The sequence below is a fragment of the Streptomyces sp. UG1 genome (assembly GCF_049974585.1).
Taxonomy (GTDB): domain Bacteria; phylum Actinomycetota; class Actinomycetes; order Streptomycetales; family Streptomycetaceae; genus Streptomyces.
The window spans coordinates 95724-114109 of record NZ_JBNGGG010000029.1; the positions used below are offsets into that span (position 1 = coordinate 95724).

General features: G+C 72.3%; 16 protein-coding genes. 3 read left to right on the plus strand and 13 right to left on the minus strand.

Annotation, left to right across the window (positions count from 1 at the left end; all coding sequences use genetic code 11):
- Positions 1–49: 49 nt before the first annotated feature.
- From ACP4J3_RS29935 to ACP4J3_RS29960, 6 genes are all read right to left on the minus strand, one after another.
- Positions 50–1246 (minus strand): MFS transporter, encoded by a 1197-nt coding sequence (locus tag ACP4J3_RS29935; RefSeq protein WP_426539169.1) that lies wholly within the window; start codon positions 1244–1246, stop codon positions 50–52.
- A 120-nt stretch (positions 1247–1366) separates the two neighbouring features.
- Positions 1367–2788, minus strand: coding sequence for an HAD-IA family hydrolase (locus ACP4J3_RS29940; RefSeq protein WP_426539170.1), 1422 nt, complete (start codon positions 2786–2788; stop codon positions 1367–1369).
- 47 nt (positions 2789–2835) lie between these two features.
- Positions 2836–3918: an ABC transporter ATP-binding protein gene (locus ACP4J3_RS29945; protein ID WP_426539171.1), complete on the minus strand. Its 1083-nt coding sequence runs from the start codon at positions 3916–3918 to the stop codon at positions 2836–2838.
- A gap of 3 nt (positions 3919–3921) precedes the next feature.
- Positions 3922–4737, minus strand: coding sequence for an ABC transporter permease (locus ACP4J3_RS29950; protein WP_426539172.1), 816 nt, complete (start codon positions 4735–4737; stop codon positions 3922–3924).
- On the minus strand, positions 4725–5621 hold the full coding sequence (locus tag ACP4J3_RS29955) for an ABC transporter permease (RefSeq protein WP_426539173.1): 897 nt from the start codon (positions 5619–5621) through the stop codon (positions 4725–4727). Before ACP4J3_RS29955 ends, ACP4J3_RS29950 begins: the two co-directional genes overlap by 13 nt.
- Complete coding sequence (locus ACP4J3_RS29960) at positions 5618–6775, minus strand: ABC transporter substrate-binding protein (protein ID WP_426539217.1); 1158 nt, start codon at positions 6773–6775, stop codon at positions 5618–5620. The genes ACP4J3_RS29955 and ACP4J3_RS29960 overlap by 4 nt, the downstream gene beginning before the upstream one ends.
- A gap of 241 nt (positions 6776–7016) precedes the next feature.
- Here ACP4J3_RS29960 and ACP4J3_RS29965 point away from each other — a divergent pair, with 241 nt between their 5' ends.
- Positions 7017–7757 carry a GntR family transcriptional regulator gene (locus tag ACP4J3_RS29965; RefSeq protein WP_426539174.1) on the plus strand — a complete coding sequence of 247 codons (741 nt, stop codon included), beginning with the start codon at positions 7017–7019 and terminating at the stop codon, positions 7755–7757.
- Between the two features lie 77 nt (positions 7758–7834).
- Positions 7835–8197 (plus strand): hypothetical protein, encoded by a 363-nt coding sequence (locus ACP4J3_RS29970; protein WP_426539175.1) that lies wholly within the window; start codon positions 7835–7837, stop codon positions 8195–8197.
- A 50-nt stretch (positions 8198–8247) separates the two neighbouring features.
- Here the strand turns inward: ACP4J3_RS29970 and ACP4J3_RS29975 are convergent, their stop codons facing one another.
- From ACP4J3_RS29975 to ACP4J3_RS29990, 4 genes are all read right to left on the minus strand, one after another.
- Entirely contained in the window at positions 8248–8700 is a 453-nt protein-coding gene (locus ACP4J3_RS29975; protein ID WP_426539176.1) for an Lrp/AsnC family transcriptional regulator, read from the minus strand.
- A gap of 10 nt (positions 8701–8710) precedes the next feature.
- A complete protein-coding gene (locus ACP4J3_RS29980; protein ID WP_426539177.1) occupies positions 8711–10183 on the minus strand; it encodes an amino acid permease in 1473 nt (490 codons plus the stop codon).
- Positions 10184–10824: 641 nt separating this feature from the next.
- The gene (locus ACP4J3_RS29985; protein WP_426539178.1) at positions 10825–12267 is read right to left on the minus strand and encodes a GuaB1 family IMP dehydrogenase-related protein; all 1443 of its coding nucleotides are present in this window, start codon (positions 12265–12267) and stop codon (positions 10825–10827) included.
- A 156-nt stretch (positions 12268–12423) separates the two neighbouring features.
- Complete coding sequence (locus ACP4J3_RS29990) at positions 12424–12861, minus strand: hypothetical protein (protein WP_426539179.1); 438 nt, start codon at positions 12859–12861, stop codon at positions 12424–12426.
- Between the two features lie 269 nt (positions 12862–13130).
- On the opposite strand from ACP4J3_RS29990, the gene ACP4J3_RS29995 reads away from it, so the two are divergent.
- Positions 13131–14798 (plus strand): translation initiation factor 2, encoded by a 1668-nt coding sequence (locus ACP4J3_RS29995; RefSeq protein WP_426539180.1) that lies wholly within the window; start codon positions 13131–13133, stop codon positions 14796–14798.
- A gap of 94 nt (positions 14799–14892) precedes the next feature.
- Here the strand turns inward: ACP4J3_RS29995 and ACP4J3_RS30000 are convergent, their stop codons facing one another.
- The 3 genes from ACP4J3_RS30000 to ACP4J3_RS30010 all read right to left on the minus strand — a co-directional run bounded on the left by ACP4J3_RS30000 (position 14893) and on the right by ACP4J3_RS30010 (position 18352).
- Positions 14893–16908 (minus strand): NB-ARC domain-containing protein, encoded by a 2016-nt coding sequence (locus ACP4J3_RS30000; RefSeq protein WP_426539181.1) that lies wholly within the window; start codon positions 16906–16908, stop codon positions 14893–14895.
- Between the two features lie 88 nt (positions 16909–16996).
- Entirely contained in the window at positions 16997–17302 is a 306-nt protein-coding gene (locus ACP4J3_RS30005; protein WP_426539182.1) for a barstar family protein, read from the minus strand.
- A 6-nt stretch (positions 17303–17308) separates the two neighbouring features.
- Positions 17309–18352, minus strand: a complete 1044-nt coding sequence (locus ACP4J3_RS30010) for a sugar-binding transcriptional regulator (protein ID WP_426539183.1) — start codon at positions 18350–18352, stop codon at positions 17309–17311.
- Positions 18353–18386 lie beyond the last annotated feature (34 nt).

An 18386-nucleotide genomic window follows, 5' to 3' on the forward strand; every position in this document is an offset into this window, starting at 1 on the left:
GGCGTGCGTTGCGCCCCCTTCGAGAAGGTCAGGAAGGGGGCGGGCGACTTCAGGGTCGTGCCGTGGCGGCCCGAGCCCTGGCCAGCGCCAGGGCCGTCACCAGGTAGGGCACCGCGAGCACCGCGAAGACCGTGCTGTGCGGCGCGCCTGTGCCGAGCAGCGCGTACCCGCCGAAGGTGACGACCGTGGCCAGCTCGGTGCCCAGGCTCGCCACGGAGGTGAGGGTGGCCCGGCGGGAGTCGTCGATACGGTGCTGGAGGCGGGCGTCGGCGAGCACCTCGGCGAGCTGGAACCCGGCGAAGGCGAGGCTCACCAGGGCGATACCGGCCAGTGAGCGGGCCGCGGCGCCGACGGCCAGGGCGAGTGCGGCGCCCGCGAGCAGCGCCGCGAGCCCTCTCGTGCCGAGGCGTTCGGCCGGTCCGGCCAGGAGGCTTCCGGCGGTGGCGCCGGCCCAGATCAGCATGATCAGGTAGGGCACCGTCGCCTCGGCGACGCCGATGTCCCGGATCAGCAGCGGGGTGTACTCGTCGAGCGCGCCCCACACCGCGGCCACGGCCGGGATCAGCAGCAGGGCCCCGCGCACCGAACGTTCCCCGCGGACCTGGGCGAGTCCGGTCCGCAGGGTCGTCGCCCAGTTGTCGTCGGAGGACTCCGCCCGCGTCCGGTGCTCGGGGAACCGGGTCGCGGTGGCGGCGGTCAGCACACAGGCCAGGAAGCTCGCCACGCCGACGGCCGCGTAGCCGCCCTGGGCGAAGACGGGCCCCGCCAGGCCGATGGAGGTCACGGTGCCCACCAGCCGCGCGGCCCGGGCCCGGCCCATGATCCGCGCATACCGCCCGGCGGCGCCGAGCCGGTCCAGTTCGTCGTACACCAGCGCCTCCAGCGCACCGGAGCCGAGCGCTCCCCCGGCGCCCCACAGGACGAAGCCGGCCGCGAAGGCCCAGTACGACGGGACGACGACCCACAGCGCGAAGCCGACGGCGGTGAGCAGTGGGCCGATCCACAGCAGCCGGCGACGCGAGACGGTGTCGGCCCAGGCGCCGGAGGGCACCTCCAGCACCACACCGGTGATCGACCACAGGGCGAACAGGGACGAGATCTGCCAGAGCGACAGGCCGGTGTCGGCGAACAGCAGCGCGTACACCGGGTAGAGCAGGACGAAGTCGTCGAGGAACGAGTAGCCGTACAGCGTGGTCGTCAGCCGCCGGACACCGGTGGTGGGCACGCGTGCAGGTGAGAGTGTCATGAGGCCTTCCCGCAGGGACTGGTCGGACGCCGGAGGTACGGCGTCCGAGGCGGCCCTCGGGAGGCACGGCTGGTGGATCAATGTCGCCAGGTCATGGCACCGATGGTAGGCCGGTCCGGCTCATTCGCGCAGGGAGAATGTGGTGATCACGGCCGCGTGGTCGGACGGCCACTCGTTGTGCTCGACGTCCGGCCACGGGCGCGGGTGGCCGCTGACGTACGTCTCGGAGCCGAGCACCCGAAGGCCCCGGTGCAGGACGAAGTCGATCCGGTCCTGCGGCTCCGGGCGCCCGCTGCCGTCCTCGTGCACGGGGTGGATCGGCGACCAGGTGTGGCCGGGGTGGGCGGTCGGGTCCGGGTGGGCCTCGCGGTAGGAGTCGCGCAGCCCCGCGTCCTCTGCGGCCTTGGTCACCGGCCACTCCACGTCCGGCCCATCCAGGTGGGAGGGGCTGTTGAAGTCGCCGACGAGGACGACCGGCATGGTGTCGTCGAGGCGGCCGAGAGCGTCCTGCATCTGGGCGAGGCGCACGTCCTCGTGGGCGGTCGGATCACCGTCGGTCACATAGGGCCCGTACTCCTTGTAGTCCAGATGGACCGTCCATACGTCCGCCTCGACCCCCTCGTGTACACGGACCCGCACCCCGGCCGCCCCGTAGAACCCGACGTCCGGGTCCCCGAAGCGGGCCGTGATCGGGTACCGGCTGATGACGCCGAGGTTCTCCCCCGCTCGGTGGTGATACCAGCCCAGGGCGTCGGCGAGTTCCTCCGCCGCCGTGCCGTACGTCTCCTGGAGTCCGACCACGTCCACGCCGGTCTCGGCGATGACCTTGAGCTGCTTGGCCCGGTGGTCGTGGACCTTCGTGCCGCCGTACCAGAGGTTCCAGCTCATGACGCGGAGGCGGTACGGCAGCAGGGAGCGCAGCGCCGAGGGGGTCACGCCCTCCAGGCCGGCCACGACGGTCCGTCCGGGCGCCGCCTCGATGGGCGCGAGCGAGGGCACCGCGAGCACCGTGCACCCGGCGGCCTCGGCGGAAGCGACACCGGTCGCGGTGTCCTCGACGGCGACGCACCCGGCCGGGTCGACGCCCAGGACACGGCAAGCGGCCAGATACGGGTCGGGGTCCGGCTTGGTGCGCTCGGTGTCGTCGGCGGTGACGGAGACCGCGAAGCGGCCGGCGCCGAGGGCTTCGAGGACGGTGTCGGCGACGGCTCGGGGCGACGCCGTGACCAGGGCGGTGGGGACGCCGTCGCGGGCGAGGGCGTCGAGCAGGTCGAGGGCGCCGGGGCGCGGGACGATGCCGGCGCGGACGCGGTCGGCGAACTCGCGGTGCAGCACGTCGGCCAGCTCGGCGACCGGTGCGCCGGTGGCCGCGGCCAGCCAGTCGGCGGTGTGCTCGACGGGCCGGCCGAGCACCTCCGCCTCGTCGGCCTCGGTCAGGGCCCGGCCGGCGACCCGCTCCACCGCCTCCCACCACAGTCGCTCGGTGTCGACGAGCGTGCCGTCCATGTCGAACAGGACGGCTTGGAGCGGGAGTCGAGTCACGGTCGTCTCTTTCTTGCGCGGGGGGTTCAGTGGGTCGTACGGGGGGGTCAGCGGCTACGTTCGGCCACCAGCACCGGCCGCTCGGGCAGCGACACGCTCACCGCGGCCCCGGCGCCCAGCGCGGCGCCCTCGTGGGCGGGCAGGTCGGCCTTCACTTCGGTGCCGTCGGGGAGCCGTACGGTCAGCCGGGTGGTGGCACCGAGGAAGGCCGTGGCGACCACGCGCGCGTCGGAGGCGCCGTCGGCACGCACCACCACGGCCTCCGGCCGCACCAGCACGTCCACGTCGGACACCGAGGGTGCGTCGCCGTCGACGGACAGCCGCCGGCCCAGCACCTCCACACCGCCGTCGACGAGCCGGCCCGGGATCCGGCTCATCGTGCCGACGAACTCGGCGACGAAAGCGGTGGCCGGGCGGCCGTACAACTCGGCGGGCGCGGCGCACTGTTCGAGCCGTCCGGAGCGCATGACGGCGACCCGGTCGGCCATGGACAGGGCCTCCTCCTGGTCGTGGGTGACGAAGAGGGTGGTGATGCCGAGCTCGCGCTGGAGCCGCCGGATCTCCTCGCGGAGCGTCAGCCGCACCTTGGCGTCGAGCGCCGACAGCGGCTCGTCGAGCAGCAGGACGCGGGGGCGCAGGGCGAGGGCGCGGGCCAGGGCGATGCGCTGCTGCTGGCCGCCGGAGAGCTGGTGCGGGAAGCGCTCGCCCTTGTCGGCGAGGCCGACCAGCTCCAGCAACTCGGTGGCGCGGGCCCGCCGTTCGGCGGTGCGGACCTTGCGCATGCGCAGCCCGAAGGCCACGTTGTCGCGTGCGTTCAGATGCGGGAAGAGGCTGTACGACTGGAAGACCATCCCGGCGTCCCGGCGGTGCGCGGGGATCGCGGTGACGTCCTCGCCGCCCACCAGCACCTGGCCGGAGTCGGGGTGCTCGAAGCCGGCGAGCATGCGCAGGGCGGTGGTCTTGCCGCAGCCGGACGGGCCGAGCAGGGCCAGGAGTTCGCCGGGCCGGACGGTCAGGTCGAGTCCGTCCAGGGCCACGGTCGGCCCGAACTCCCGGCGCAGGCCACGGAATTCAACGGTGGCGGCCTGCGTGGTGGCCGTCGCTTCAGCTGTCTTTTCGAGCACGGTCATGGTTCATCCCCGGGAGGTAGTACGGGTACGGCCGCCGACGCCGGCGAGCGCGAGGAGCAGCACCCAGGTCACGAGCAGGCTGAGCACGGACACGGCGACGGACAGCTGGGCCTGCGAGCCGCTGACGTTGACGATCCACACGGCGAACGGCTGATAGCCCCCCAGCAGCTGCGCCACGGTGAACTCGCCGAGCACCAGGGCGAGAGTGAGGAAGGATGCGTTGAGCAGCGCGCCTTTGAGGTTGGGCAGGACGGCCTGGGCGATGGCCTGCGGCCAGCCGGCGCCGCAGCTGCGGGCGGCCTCCACGAGGGTGCGGACGTCGACGGCGCGCAGCCCGGCGTCCAGGGCCCGGTACACGAACGGCAGCGCCATCACGACGTAGGCCAGGACCAGCACGAACGGGAAGTCCGGGTTCTGGATGGCGACGAACGTCTGGAACAGCGGCGTGCGCGACAGATGCTCGGGCCCCCACTGCAGCACCGTCCTGATCCCCGCGACGAACGCGATCGGCGGCACGACCAGCGGCAGCGAGCACACCACTTCCACGACCGGCCGCAGCCGGGGCGCGCCGAGCCGCAGCGCGACCATGGCGGGCACCATCAGCAGCAGGACGAGGGCGATGGTGGCGGCGGCCAGTTCCAGCGAGAGCAGCAGGCTGGAGACGAAGCCCTCGGTGGAGAAGATCCGGGTGTAGGCGTCGAAGGTGAGCCCCTGGCCGGGCACGTCGACGGTGAAGACGACCGACGCGGCCAGCGGCACCAGGAAGTACAGCCCGGCGAGGCCGAACACGCCCCACCGCCACAGGTTCAGGCGAGCCATCGCGCACTCCGTCGTTGCAGGGGCAGATACACCGCCATGACCAGCCCGGCGACCAGGACCATGTCGAGGCTGAGGGCGAGCGCCACGTTCTCCTGGCCGACCAGGACGTTGCCGGAGAGGGCGTCGGCGATCTGCAGGGTGACCAGGGGGACGGAACTGCCCACCATGGCGGCGGCGGTGGCGTACGCGGCGAAGGCGCTGCCGAAGAGCAGCACGAACCCGCCGAGGAGCGTGGGCAGCAGGACGGGCAGGGCCACGTGCCGCCAGTACTGCACGGTGGTGGCGCCGTTGTTCTGCGCGGCCTCGCGCCACTGGACGCGCAGCCCCTCCAGGGCGGGGGTGATGGTCAGCACCATCAGCGGGATCAGGAAGTACAGGTAGACCAGGACCAGTCCCCAGAAGCTGTAGAGGTCCCAGCCCTTGTCCGTCAGGCCCAGGTGCCGGGTCAGCACACCGGCGTTGCCGAGCGTGGCGACGAAGGCGAAGGCCAGCGGGACACCGCCGAAGTTGGCGAGCACTCCGGACGCGGTGAGCACGGCCTGGCGCAGGGCGCGGAAGCGGGAGGTCACCACGGCCTGGGCGAGCGGCAGCCCGCACAGCGCCCCGAGCGCGGCGGAGACGGCGGACAGCTTGACGCTGCCGAGCAGGGCCGTGAGGTAGGCGCCCTGGAGCGAGGCCGTCAGGTTGTCCGCGCTGTACGAAGTCGCCCCCGTGGCCGGGTCCTTGACGGTGAAGGCGCCGTCCAGCATGGCCAGGGCGGGCAGCCCGAAGGCGAGCGCGGTGAGGACGAGCAGCGGGACGACGGCGAGCCAGCCGGACGACCGGCGCCGCCGCTTCACCGCGGCGGCGGGCGCCGTGTCGACCCGTACGGCGGTGGCCGTCATCCGGAGACGGCCTTCGCCCAGCCCTGCCCGAGGACCGTCTTGGCCTTGTTCTGCTGGGCCTCGGTCGGGAAGGAGGGCGTCCCGGAGACCTCGGGCAGCTTGGCCGCGGCCGTCTTGTCGAGGGTGCCGGCCTTCTCCATGGCGGTCATCAGCGCCGGACGGGCGAAGCCCTTGAGCCACAGGTTCTGGCCCTCGGGGCTGTAGAGGTACTCCTGCCACAGGCGGGCGGCCGCGGGGTGCGGGGCGTCCTTGTTGATGGCCTGGGAGTAGTACTGCGAGAACTTGCCGTCGTCGGGCACCGACACCTGCCAGTCGACGCCCTTGGACTTGAACTCCTCGGCGTACCCGGCGTTGAGGTAGTCCCAGTCGAGGGTGATCGGCGTCTCGCCCTTCTCGACCGTGGCCGGGGTCGCCTCGACGGGCGTGAAGTTGCCGTTCTTCTTCAGCTTGGCGAAGAAGTCGACGCCGGGCTGGATGTCGTCGAAGGAGCCACCGCTCGCGAGGGCGGCCGCGTACACCCCGGCGAAGGCCGCGCCGGACTTGGTGGGGTTGCCGTTGAGGGCGACCTGCCCCTTGTACTGCGGCTTCAGCAGATCGGCGAAGGTCTTCGGGCACTCCTTGACGCGCCCCGCGTCGCAGCCGATGGAGATGTAGCCGCCGTAGTCGTTGAACCAGCGGCCCTGCGCGTCCTTCTGCTCCTCGGGGATGTCGCCGAAGGCCTGCACCTTGTACGGCGCGAGCAGCCCCTGCTGCGCGGCACTGATCGCGAAGGAGCTGCCGAGGTCGAGGACATCGGGGGCGCGGTCCTGGCCCTTCCTCGAGGTCACGGCGTTGATCTCGTCCTGGCTGGAGCCGTCGGGGTTCTCGACCTCGATCTTGATGCCGTACTTCTTCTGGAAACCGTCGATGAGGGCGCCGTAGTTGGCCCAGTCGCGGGGCAGCGCGATGGCGTGCAGCGTGCCCTCCTTCTTCGCCGCCTCGACCAGCTTGTCCATGCCGCCGAAGTCGGCGGCGGAGGTGGCGGTGGCGGCGCTCTTGCCGTCGGCGGTGGTGGACACGTTGTCGGGGGCGGCGCCACAGGCGCTCAGGGCGAGCGCGGCTACGACGGCGAGGGCGCCGCCGCGGGCGGCGGTTCTCGGCAGGGCTGTGCTCAACAAAGACGTGGACACGGTTGCTCCAGGGGACGCGCGAGGGTGCAGGAGGATCTTGCCCAGGAAAGGTCTCGAACTTGTCTGAACAAGTTGGCCCCAGTAGGCCCGCCGATGGTGACACGTCCGTTAACACTGGCGAAAGCCTCCGCCTTGAATTTGTGCACACTCATGGCTGACCGGGACCACCGGACGATCTCGATTAGGCTGGTCACGCTGTGCACAGCGACCGACTCAGAGGGGAAGCATGACGGCGCGACACGAGGAGATCGCCGACGAACTGCGCCGGGCGATCGACCGCGAGCAGTACACGGTCGGCAGTCTGCTGCCCGCCGAGACCGACCTCGCGGCCCAGTACGGCGTCTCACGCGGCACGGTCCGGCAGGCCGTCGCCGCCCTGACCGCCGAGGGCCTCATCGGCTCCCGCCAGGGCGCCCGCCGCGTGGTGCTGGCCAGCCGCCGCAGCCAGAGCTTCGCGGAGCTGCGCAGCTTCGCCCAGTGGGCGCACGCGATGGGCCGGGAGGCGACGGGGCACGTGGTGACACAGGAGTACCGCCCCGCGACCACCGAGGACGCCGTACGCCTCCAACTGGGCGCCGGAACGCTGGTGTTGCACGTCCTGCGGCTGCGCGGCCTGGACGGCGAGCCGGTGCTGCTGGAGCGCACGGTCTACGCGGACTGGATCTCCCCCGCCGTCGAGGCCATAGAGCCCGACTGCCCGTCGGTCACGCAACGCCTGTACGACGACACGGGGTTGGTCTTCGCCTACGGCGAGCACGTCATCGACGCGGTGGCGGCGGGGGCGCGGGACGCCGAACTGCTGGGCATCCGCCGGACCAGTCCCCTCCTGCGGGTCCGGCGCGTGACGACGACCCGCGAGGGGCGCCCGGTGGAGTGGTCGGACGACCGCTACCGCTCGGACGCGGTGAGCTTCAGCGTGCACAACTCGATCGACAACAACGCCCTGGCCCGCAAGACGGCCGACTGACGCCCTCCCCCGAACGGCTACTCGGCTCCGCCTGCCGGAGGAGGCGGCAGCGAGGGCGGACGCGCAGGATTGCCGCCATGGACGCCACCGACATCCCCACCCTGCCGTTCATCGACGAACACACGACGACCGTCGAGACGAACGCGGCCGCCGTCTGGCGCGAGCTGGACGCCATGATGCACGGCGCACGCGGATTCCACGTGGCGGTGTCGGCCCCGGGCCACGAGCTGGCCCTGGTCGGCCGCCATCCGTTCTCGACGTACGCGCTGATCTTCCATCTGGAGGAGGCGACTCCGGGGCACACGCGCTTGCGAGCCGAGACCCGGGCGAGGTTCCCCGGCCGGGCGGGTGCCGTCTACCGACGGCTGGTCATAGGCACGGGCGGCCATGCACTGGTCGTACGGCACATGCTGAGAAAGGTCCGCAACAACGCCGTTTAAGGGGCGCGGGGAACTGCGCGACCAGCCCCCACCCGGCCGCAGCCAAAAAACTACGTAGGCGCCCCAGAAGAAAACCGCCGCAACAAAGGCGACAGCACCAACACAGACTTGGTCCGTTCCACAAACGGCTCCCCCGCGATCCGCTCGAGCACCCGCTCAAAATGCCGCATGTCAGACGCAAAAACCTGCACCACCGCATCCGCCTCCCCGGTGACGGTCGACGCGGCCACGACCTCCTGATACCGCTCCAGCCCCCGCCGGATGGTCTCCGGCGAGGTGTTGTGCCGGCAGAAGATCTCGACGAACCCCTCGGTCTCCCAGCCGAGGGCCGACGGGTCCACCCGTACGGTGAACCCGGTGATGGCCCCGGTGGCGCGCAGCCGGTCCACGCGCCGCTTCACCGCGGGCGCGGACAGGCCGACGAGTTGCCCGATGTCCGCGTAGGAGCGGCGGGCGTCCTCGGCGAGGGCGTGCACGATGCGTTCGTCGAGATCGTTCAGCACTGCGGGTGGTTCACTTCACTTCTGACACGGCGAGACGAGAACGGCGATAGCCGTACACGAAGTAGAACACGAGACCGGCGGCCATCCAGAACCCGAAGACGACCCAGGTGACGGTGTCGAGGCTGAACATGTTGTACGCGCAGAACAGGAAGCCCAGCACGGGCAGCACCGGCCCGAACGGCACCCTGAACGTGCGCTCGAGCTCCGGGCGCCTGTAGCGCAGGACGATCACCGCGATGTTGACCAGCGCGAACGCGAACAGCGTGCCGATGCTGGTGGCGTCGACGAGCTTGCCCAGCGGGATGAGCGCCGCGAGGGTGCCGCAGAAGAGGGACACGATGACGGTGTTGAGCCGGGGCGCGCCGGTCTTGCGGTGGACCTTGCCGAGCGCCTTGGGCACCAGGCCGTCGCGGGACATCGCGAAGAGGATGCGGGTCTGGCCGTAGAGCACGGTCAGCACGACGCTCGCGATGGAGATGACCGCGCCGAGGGCGAGCAGCGTGCCCCAGAAGGACTGGCCGCTGACGTCGTTCATGATCGCGGCGAGGGAAGCGCTGGAGCCCTCGAACTTCGTCCAGTGCCACGCGCCGACGGCGACACCCGCGACCAGCACGTACAGCGCGGTCACGATGATCAGCGAGAGCATGATGGCCCGCGGCAGGTCCCGCTTCGGGTCCTTCGCCTCCTCACCGGCGGTGGAGGCGGCGTCGAAGCCGATGTAGGAGAAGAAGAGCGTGGCACCCGCGGCGCTCACGCCGGCCATGCCGAGCGGCATGAAGTCCCTGTAGTTGCCGGACTTGAAGCCCATGAAGCCGACCGCGCAGAACAGCACCAGCGCGGCGATCTTGACGGCGACCATGATGGTGTTGGCGCGGGCGGACTCGCGGACGCCGCCGAGCAGGAACACCATCGCCAGCAGGACGACGATCAGCGCGGGCAGATTGATGATCCCGCCCTCGCCGGGCGCGGACGACAGCACGGACGGGATGGTGACGCCGATGGTCCCATCCAGCAGCTCGTTGAGGTACTCGCCCCAGCCGACGGCGACGGCGGCCACCGACACGCCGTACTCCAGCACCAGACACCAGCCGCAGACCCAGGCGACCAGTTCGCCCATCGTTGCGTACGCATACGAGTACGAGGAGCCCGCGACCGGGATGCTGCCCGCCAGCTCGGCGTAGGACAGGGCCGAGAAGAGCGCCGTGAGACCGGCTATCACGAAGGCCAGGGTGACCGCGGGACCGGCCTCCGGTACGGCGTCGCCGAGGACGACGAAGATGCCGGTGCCGAGGGTGGCACCGATGCTGATCATGGTGAGCTGCCACAGGCCGAGGGAGCGCCGCAGGGACCCTCCCTCGCCCTGGCCACCCTCCGCGACCAGGCGTTCCACGGGCTTGCGACGCATCAGGCGCGCGCCGACGCCGAGGGACGCCGGGGCGGCGGACTGGCCTGGGGATTGCGGGGGTGCGCCTTGGTCGAGCACGCGCTGGCTCCTTATCGCTGCCGGTCAGGGCGACAGGGACCGGAGGTGCCCCGGGCAGCGGGGACCCATCGAGCGGGGTCCCTGCCACGCCACGTACGAGGCGACAGCCTATGAGCAGTGCCGTTGCGGGTGAAATGCAGCAACCTTGCGCATGACCGCAAGATCATTGCGTTCCCGGGGGTTGGGTGGGTGTTCGTTGCGCGGAGGCATTCGACCGTTGCGCAGGGGGTCTCACAGGGCCTTGACGAGGAGCACGCAGCCTGCTGCCTGCCCATGCCGTGCGCCGCCGCGCGCGGTTGTCGTCGCAGGCACCGAGGCCGTCTCACCGTGCGGCCACGCTGGAGGGTCCTTTTGTTTCGCCCCCGCCACCGCTACCCGTCCCAGGGGCTGGCTTTCCCAGCCCGTCCGGCGCCCGAGGACGGGCTACACCACCATGCCCAACCCCCAAGCCCCAACCCACCCACAGGGGCCGCCCCTCCCGACCCCGGTCCGTGCATCTCAGCCCGTCCGGCGTTTGAGGACGAGGCCCCTTCAGGGCCGAAGCGGGGGTCTGGGGGCCGCAGGCCCCCAGCGGGGGTCCGGGGCAGCGCCCCGGGATGGGACGGGTAGGGGCGGCGGGGGCGAACCCCATCGGCAGGGCGTCAGCTCCAGCTCGCGTGCAGTGGCTTGCCCTCCGCGTAACCCGCCGCGCTCTGGATGCCGACGACGGCCTTCTCGGCGAACTCCTCAAGAGAGGCCGCGCCCGCGTAGGTGCAGGACGACCGCACGCCCGCGATGATCGAGTCGATCAGGTCCTCCACGCCCGGGCGCGCCGGGTCGAGGAACATGCGGGAGGTGGAGATGCCCTCCTCGAACAACCCCTTGCGGGCACGGTCGTACGCCGCCTCCTCCGACGTACGGTTGGCCACCGCCCGCGCGGAGGCCATGCCGAACGACTCCTTGTACAGCCGCCCGCTGGAGTCCTGCTGAAGGTCGCCCGGCGACTCGTAGGTGCCGGCGAACCAGGACCCGACCATCACGTTGGACGCACCGGCGGCCAGCGCCATCGCGACATCGCGCGGGTGCCGGACACCGCCGTCGGCCCACACGTGCTTGCCGTACTTCTTCGCCTCGGCCGCGCACTCCAGCACCGCCGAGAACTGCGGCCGACCGACGCCGGTCATCATGCGGGTCGTGCACATGGCACCCGGGCCCACCCCGACCTTGACGATGTCGGCACCGGCCTCGATGAGGTCCCGCACACCCTCCGCGGCGACGATGTTGCCGGCGACGATCGGCACCCGCGGGTCGAGCGCCCGCACCGTCCTGATCGCGGCGATCATCGACTCCTGGTGGCCGTGTGCCGTGTCGATGACGAGAGTGTCGACGCCCGCGTCGAGCAGTTGCTTGGCCTTCCCCGCGACATCGCCGTTGACACCGACGGCGGCCGCTATGCGCAGCCTGCCGTTCGCGTCGACGGCCGGCGTGTACAGCGTGGCGCGCAGGGCGCCCTTGCGGGTGAGGATGCCCGCGAGGCGGCCGTCCTTGTCGACGGCCGGGGCGTAGCGCCGGTTGTGGTGGTCGAGGGTGTTGAAGGCCTCGCGCGGGTCGAGGTCCGCGTCGAGGAGCAGCAGGTCACGGGACATGACCACTTCGAGCTGCGTGAAGCGGTCCACGCCGGACAGGTCGGAGTCGGTGACCACGCCGATCGGCTTGTGGTCCTCGTCGACGACGACACCCGCGTTGTGCGCGCGCTTGGGCAGCAGGGCCAGCGCGTCCGCCACGGTCTGGTGCGGGGCCAGCACGATCGGGGTATCGAGGACGAGGTGGCGGCTCTTCACCCAGGAGATGACGTCCGTGACGACGTCGATCGGGATGTCCTGCGGGATGACCACGAGGCCGCCGCGCCGGGCCATCGTCTCGGCCATCCGCCGCCCCGCGATGGCGGTCATGTTGGCGACGACCAGCGGGATCGTGGTGCCCGTGCCGTCCGGGGAGCTGAGGTCCACGCCCTGCCGCGAGCCGACCGCGCTGCGGCTCGGGACCATGAAGACGTCGTCGTACGTCAGGTCGTACGCGGGCTGGATGTCATTGAGGAAACGCACGTGCTGCACATCCCAGTCGATCAGAGGTGGCCCCCGGACAGGTCAGCCAGGGGGAAGAGCACGTACTTCATTGTCCCATGCTGACCGGAATACGATGCACGGTCGCATCGTCCAAGCAGGTCAGAGGCCTCCTAGGAGGATCCTCCAAGTCGCCGGTCAGCCTCGCGAGAGCGCGGCGCGCGCCACGGCCAGGAATTCCTCCCTGCGCGCGTCGAACTCGTCGAGGACGACGCGCTGCGCACGCAGGCACCGCATCAGGGCACCGGCAGCGGCCGCCGGCTCCGCGGGGCCCTCCAGGAGTACGACGGTGTAGGCGCGCTCCAGATCCAGCCGGTCGGTCGGCTGCCCCTCCCACGCCCTGCCCGCGCGGGCGCCCGCGTCGGCGGCCTCCAGGAAGCGCACGTAGGCCTGACGGCGCTGGTCGTGGACGCGGGTGGCGCGCTGCTCCTCGACCGTCAGCCGCAGCGTGTGCAACGCGGCCTCGGCCTGCCGCTCCCCGGCCGCGCGCGTCGACCGCGCGGAGATCACACTGCCGGCGAGCGCGGCGCCGGCCCCGATCAGCGCGGCGAGAACCGCGACCAGCCACTCACTCATGGCACGCATTCTGCATGTCCGCATCAGGCGGGGGCCGGGTGGGGCCGACAGCGCCCCGGATACCATCGCCACGCTGCACCTGACCGCACCCGCGAAAGGGCCGCCGATCTGCGTAAACGCGATACACGGCAGGTACACGACGAATAGAATGGAAGAACACTTGGGCGACGGGCGACGGGCGACGGGCGACGGGCGACGGGCGACGGGCGACGGGCGACGGGCGACGGGCGACGGGCGATCGCGGAGCTGCTGCTGCCGCCGAGCGGTGCGTGCTGTTCGCGGCGCGGTCGCAGAACGCACTGCACCGGCTGCTTGACACGCTCCCCGTCTTCGCCGGTGACCGACGCATCCGGCACCGCTTCACCCTGGTCCCCGGCTCGGACTTCTCCCTCGACGCCCTCACCGCGATAGAGCGGGCCGGCGCCCGCACCCTCCCCTGGTCCCAGGCCCTGACCCGCCGCTTCGACCTGGTCCTCGCCGCCGGCCCCAAGGGTGACCTCCACGCCCTGCACGGCCCCCGCGTCCTCCTCCCGCACGGCGCCGGCTTCAACAAGACGCTCCCCGACGAGGGAACCGCGGACTCCGCGTCCGGCCTCGACCCGGCTCACCTGCTGCTGCCCGACGGCGCTCTCCTCGCCGACCTGTACGCGTTCGCCCACCCCAGCCAGGTCTCCCGGCTGGCCGCCGTCAGCCCGGCGGCGGCCGCCCGCGCCACGGTCGTCGGCGACCCCGTGCTGGACCGCTTCCTGGACTCCGCCTCCCCCGACCGCCGCGACCACTTCCGCGCCGCCCTGCGCACCGGCGCCCGCCGCCTCGTCGTACTCGTGTCGACCTGGGGCCCCGAGTCACTGCTGAGGCGCCGCCCGTCGCTGCCCGCCGACCTGGCCGCCGTGCTGCCGTACGACGAGTACCAGCTCGCCCTCGTCCTGCACCCCAACGAACGGGTCCGGCTCGGCACCTTCGACCTGGAGCAGTACCTGGAGCCGGCGCGCGCGGCGGGCCTGATCCTGCCCGCCGCGTACGAGGAGTGGGCCTCGGTCATCGTCGCCGCGGACGTGCTGGTCTCCGACCACGGTTCGGCGGCCCTGTACGGGGCGGCACTGGACCGCCCGCTGCTAGCGGCGTACGACGGCGGCGAGGAACTGCTCCCGGGCAGCCCGATGGCGACCCTGCTGGACAGTTCCCCCCGTCTCGGCACCGACGTCTCCGCCACCCCGGCCGCCCTCGCGGCAGCGCTCCGCTCCCACCGTCCGGGCAGCATGCGCGCCGTGGCCGACACCGCCTTCGCCGAGCAGGGCAACGGCCTCCACCGTCTCCGCGAGGAGCTCTACGCCGTCCTCGGCCTCGAACCCCCGGCCACCCCTGCCGTCCCCCGCCTCCTCCCCACCCCACCGGCGGCCCCCTCCGCTCCGTCCGCCTTCGCGGTAAGCGTCCACCGCGACGCGCAGGGCCGCATCCACGTGACCCGTCACCCGGCCCACCTGACCCCGCCCTCCCCGGCTCACCACCTCGCGGCCGAAGCCGGCAGTGCGAACCGGCGCTACGTCCAGAGCGCCGCCCTCATCCACCGCAGGGCGGGCCGCCCGGGCACGGCACAAGTCGGCAGCGCGACCACCCTGACCGCGGACGCCTGGAGCGACCGCACCCTGACCGCCCACCCCGGAGGCCGCCGTACCGCGGCGGTGATCGTCTCGACCACCCACTGCCTGCTCCGCACCCGCGGCGGCCCGCTGCTCTCCGCCCGTATCTCGCCCTGCCCCGAGCAGAACGACCTCGTATACGCCGACCCGGCAGCAGTCCTCTCCGCCGTCCACGCCGCCCTCATCACCACCGAGGCCGACGCCCCACCGACCACCCTGACCTGCACTCTGGGCGACCGCTCCTTCGCCGTACGCCTCGCTCCCGCGACTCAGGACGAGGCCGCACTGCCCGTGTAGCCCCGCAACACCGCCGAGCCCACCCCAACCCGCTTCCCTCCCGCGACCCACGACAAGGCCGCACTGCCGGTGAAGCCCCGCGACACTGCCGAGCTCACCCCAACCCGCTCCGCTCCCGCACAGCCCCCGCCGCCGCCCGGTGCTCCCGCGCCTCCGCCTCCCGTCCCTCCCGCTCGGCGAGGTCGGCGAGCGCGTCCAGTACCCGTGCCTCGTCGCGGGAACCGCCGCGGCCCCGCGTCCCCTCCAGCGCGGCCCGGTACCGCTCGCGGGCCTCGTCGGCCCGGTCGAGGCGGGCCAGGACGCCGGCCAGCGCGAACTCCGCCCGTGCCGTGAGCCGCGCCCGGTTGCCGGCCGCGAACTCGGCGCGGGCGCGCGTCAGCAGTTCCGCCGCCCGCTCCAGTTCGCCGAGGTGGGACAGGGCCTCGCCCAGGCGATAGGTCTGGAGCGTCACGCCGTAGGCATTCCGGATCTCCGCGTGCACCGCGCCCGACGCCTCGAAGTCCGCCGCCGCGGCCGCCCAGTCGCCCCGCGCGGCCCGCAGCATCCCACGGAACTCCGTCGCGCTCGCGGCGAGTTTCCGCTCCTGCTCCGAGCCCCCGAGACCGGCCCGCACGGCACCGAGCGCGGCCGTCATCTGTTCCTCCGCCGCCTCGAAGTCCTCCTGCTCCCACAGCGGACGGGCGAGCTGGCAGCGCATGCGGACGACGGCACGGACGTCGCCCCCGCGCTGCGCCGCCGCCACCCCCGTGCGGAACGCGTCGATGTGGTCGGCGTAGTGCGGGTGGTCCAGGAAGTGGGTCCACAGGGGCTCGCACAGCGCCCATGCCTCGGTCGTCCCCCAGTCCTCGGCCACTCCGGCCGCGTACGCGACACGGACGCACTCGAACAGCGCGTGCCGCTCGGCCTCCAGCCACTGGTACGCCCGGCGCTTGGCCCGCGCACCGGAGTCGCCGTCGCGCTCGAACAGCACGTCATGCGTGCCGGGCACCTCAGGAACCCGCGGGGCAACGGCGAGCCGCGGCCCGGCGGCCACCAGGTCGGCGCGCTGCGCCTGGCGCAGGTACCACAGCACGATCCGCCGCCGCGCCGCCGCCCGCTCTCTCGGGTCCCCGTCACTCTCCGCCCGGCGCCGCGCGTGCGCCCGCAGCGGCTCGGGGAGCCGTACCCGGCCGTCGTCGTGCTCTCCGCCGGCCAGCAGTCCGGCCTCGCGCAACTCGTCCAGCGCGTCCTCGGCGGCATCGGCCCCGTGGCCGAGCAGCGCGTCGGCCGCCGCGAGGGTGAGGGAGGGGCCGGGGAAGCCGGCGAGCAGCCGGTAGAGCCGGGCGGCCTGGTCGCTCAGCCCCCGGTAGGCCGCGTCCCAGACGCGCTCCACCTTCTCGATGCCCTGGTCGTTCAGCTCGGCCGTGAGCCTGCTCAGCAGCCGGGGCAGCGGCCGTCCCGGATGGCGGCGCAGCCAGCGGCCGGCGACGTGCAGCGCGGCGGGCAGTCCGCCGCACAGTTCGAGCAGCTCACGCGTCGCGTCCGGTTCGGCGGCCAGCCGTGCGTCGCGCGCCACCTTCTCCAGCAGGTCCAGCGCGTCCGCCTCGGTCAGGGGATCCAACGGCAGCTCCACGGCGGCCCCGGCCTGGAGGTCGTACAACGGACCGTGGCTGGTGACGATCACCAGGCTCGCGCCCGAGGCGGGCAGGAGCGGTTCGACCTCCAGGGTTCCGCTGCGGGCGTTGTCGATGACGACCACCAGCCGCTTGCCGTGCGTCAGTGACCAGTACTGGCGTGACCGTTCCCCGAAGACGGGGGCGATCCAGTCGGCGCCGAGGGAGCGCAGCAGGTCGCCGAGGACGTCGGCGACCTCCACGGCGCCGCCGCGGCGCAGGTCGTCGAGGTCGACGTAAAGGACGCCGTCGGGATAGTGCTCCGCGACCCGGCGGGCCAGCCGGAAGGCCAGCTCCGTCTTGCCCGTGCCGCCGTATCCGCTCACCGCCACGCACAACGGCCGCGCGGCGGTCTGTGTCCTGGCCCCCTGCCGCTCCGTGACGAGCCGGAGCACCCGGTCCTGCGGCCCCTCCCGGTCCACGAAGTGCGCCGGTTCCGGCGGAATCTGGTACACCATCCGTCGCTGACTCCCGTCCGCTGCCTGTGCCGGACACGAACCTATCCGGTAACGGGAGTTGATATTCCGTCAGGCCACACGCGGGGCGTCACCCGAGGGCGAGCGCCACGGTCAGCGAGGAGGCGCGGGCGACCGCGTCGGCGAATACGTCCTGCGCGGTCCCCCACTCGCCGGGCCGCGCCTTCGCATACGGCTGCCAGTTCCGTACGACGACCACCAGGCCCCGTTCGACGGCGCCCGCGGGCCAGACGGTGCGGTCGGAGAGGGAGTCGACGAGCGCGTCCCAGTTGCGGCCGAACCAGTCGGGAAGCTCCAGGTCACGGGCGCACCGGTCCATCAGGCCCGCCTTGTCCGTGACCCCGTCGAGGTCCAGCGTGACCACGTGCTCCGTCATACGCCGTCAGTTCCCGTCCGGATCGGCCCGGTTGAGCGCGTTCTTCGGGGTCGGCCCGGCCGTCATCAGGTAGTCCGCCGCGGAGGTGTCCGTCACCAGGCTGGTGACGAGCCCGGAGCGCAGCACGGCGTCGATCGCCGCCGCCTTGCGCTGTCCGCCTGCGATCGCGACGACCTCGGGGATACGGCGGAGCTGGTCGGCCTTGACCGTGATGCACCGCTCTCCCAGGTCCCGCCCGACCCGGCGCCCCTCGGCGTCGAAGAGGTGCGCGGACATCTCGGCGGCGACGCCGAGCGAGGCGTAGTGGGCCCGCTCCTCGTCGCTGAGCATGTCGTGCACCGTGGAGATGCCCGGCTCCCAGGAGCCGATGGAGACACAGGCGACCGTGACCTTGTCGAAGTACTCGAAGGCGCGGGCGATCCCGGTCTGGTGGCGCAGCGCCGCCGCGGTGGCCGCGTCCGGCAGCAGCATCGGCGCGTAGATGGGGTGGGCGTCACCGCCCGACACCTGCGCCGCCCGCCGCACGGCCTCCACCGATCCACGCTCGGCGGTCCCGGCGTCGTACACGCCCGTGAGCTGCACCACCGTGCACGGCGGCAGCCGGTCCAGGGCCGCGGCCATGTGGATGGTGGAGCGGCCCCAGGCCAGGCCCAGCACATCCCCTTCGTTCACCAGTTCGCCGAGCAGGTCGGCGGCCACTTCCCCCAGGTTCTCCGGATCGGGAGACTCCTCGATCTCGGCCGGCGCCTCGACGACCACGGCGTGCCTGAGGCCGTAGCGGGCGCGCAGCGCGTCGGAGCGCTCGGCGTCCAGCTCGGCCGGCACACGGATCTCGATGCGCACCAGATCCCGTTCGAGAGCGGTCTCCAGGACCCGGGCCACCTTGAAGCGGCTGACGCCGAACTCCTCGGCGATCTGGATCTTGGACTTGCCCTCGAGGTAGAAGCGGCGGGCCATGGCCGCCGCCTGCACCAGCTCAGCGGGTCCCATCCGCATGGCTGACCGGCCCGCCGACATACCCGACACGGCGATCTCCTCACTGCTGTTCACACTCTGGATTCGCCGTTCATCCTTGCAGATCCGG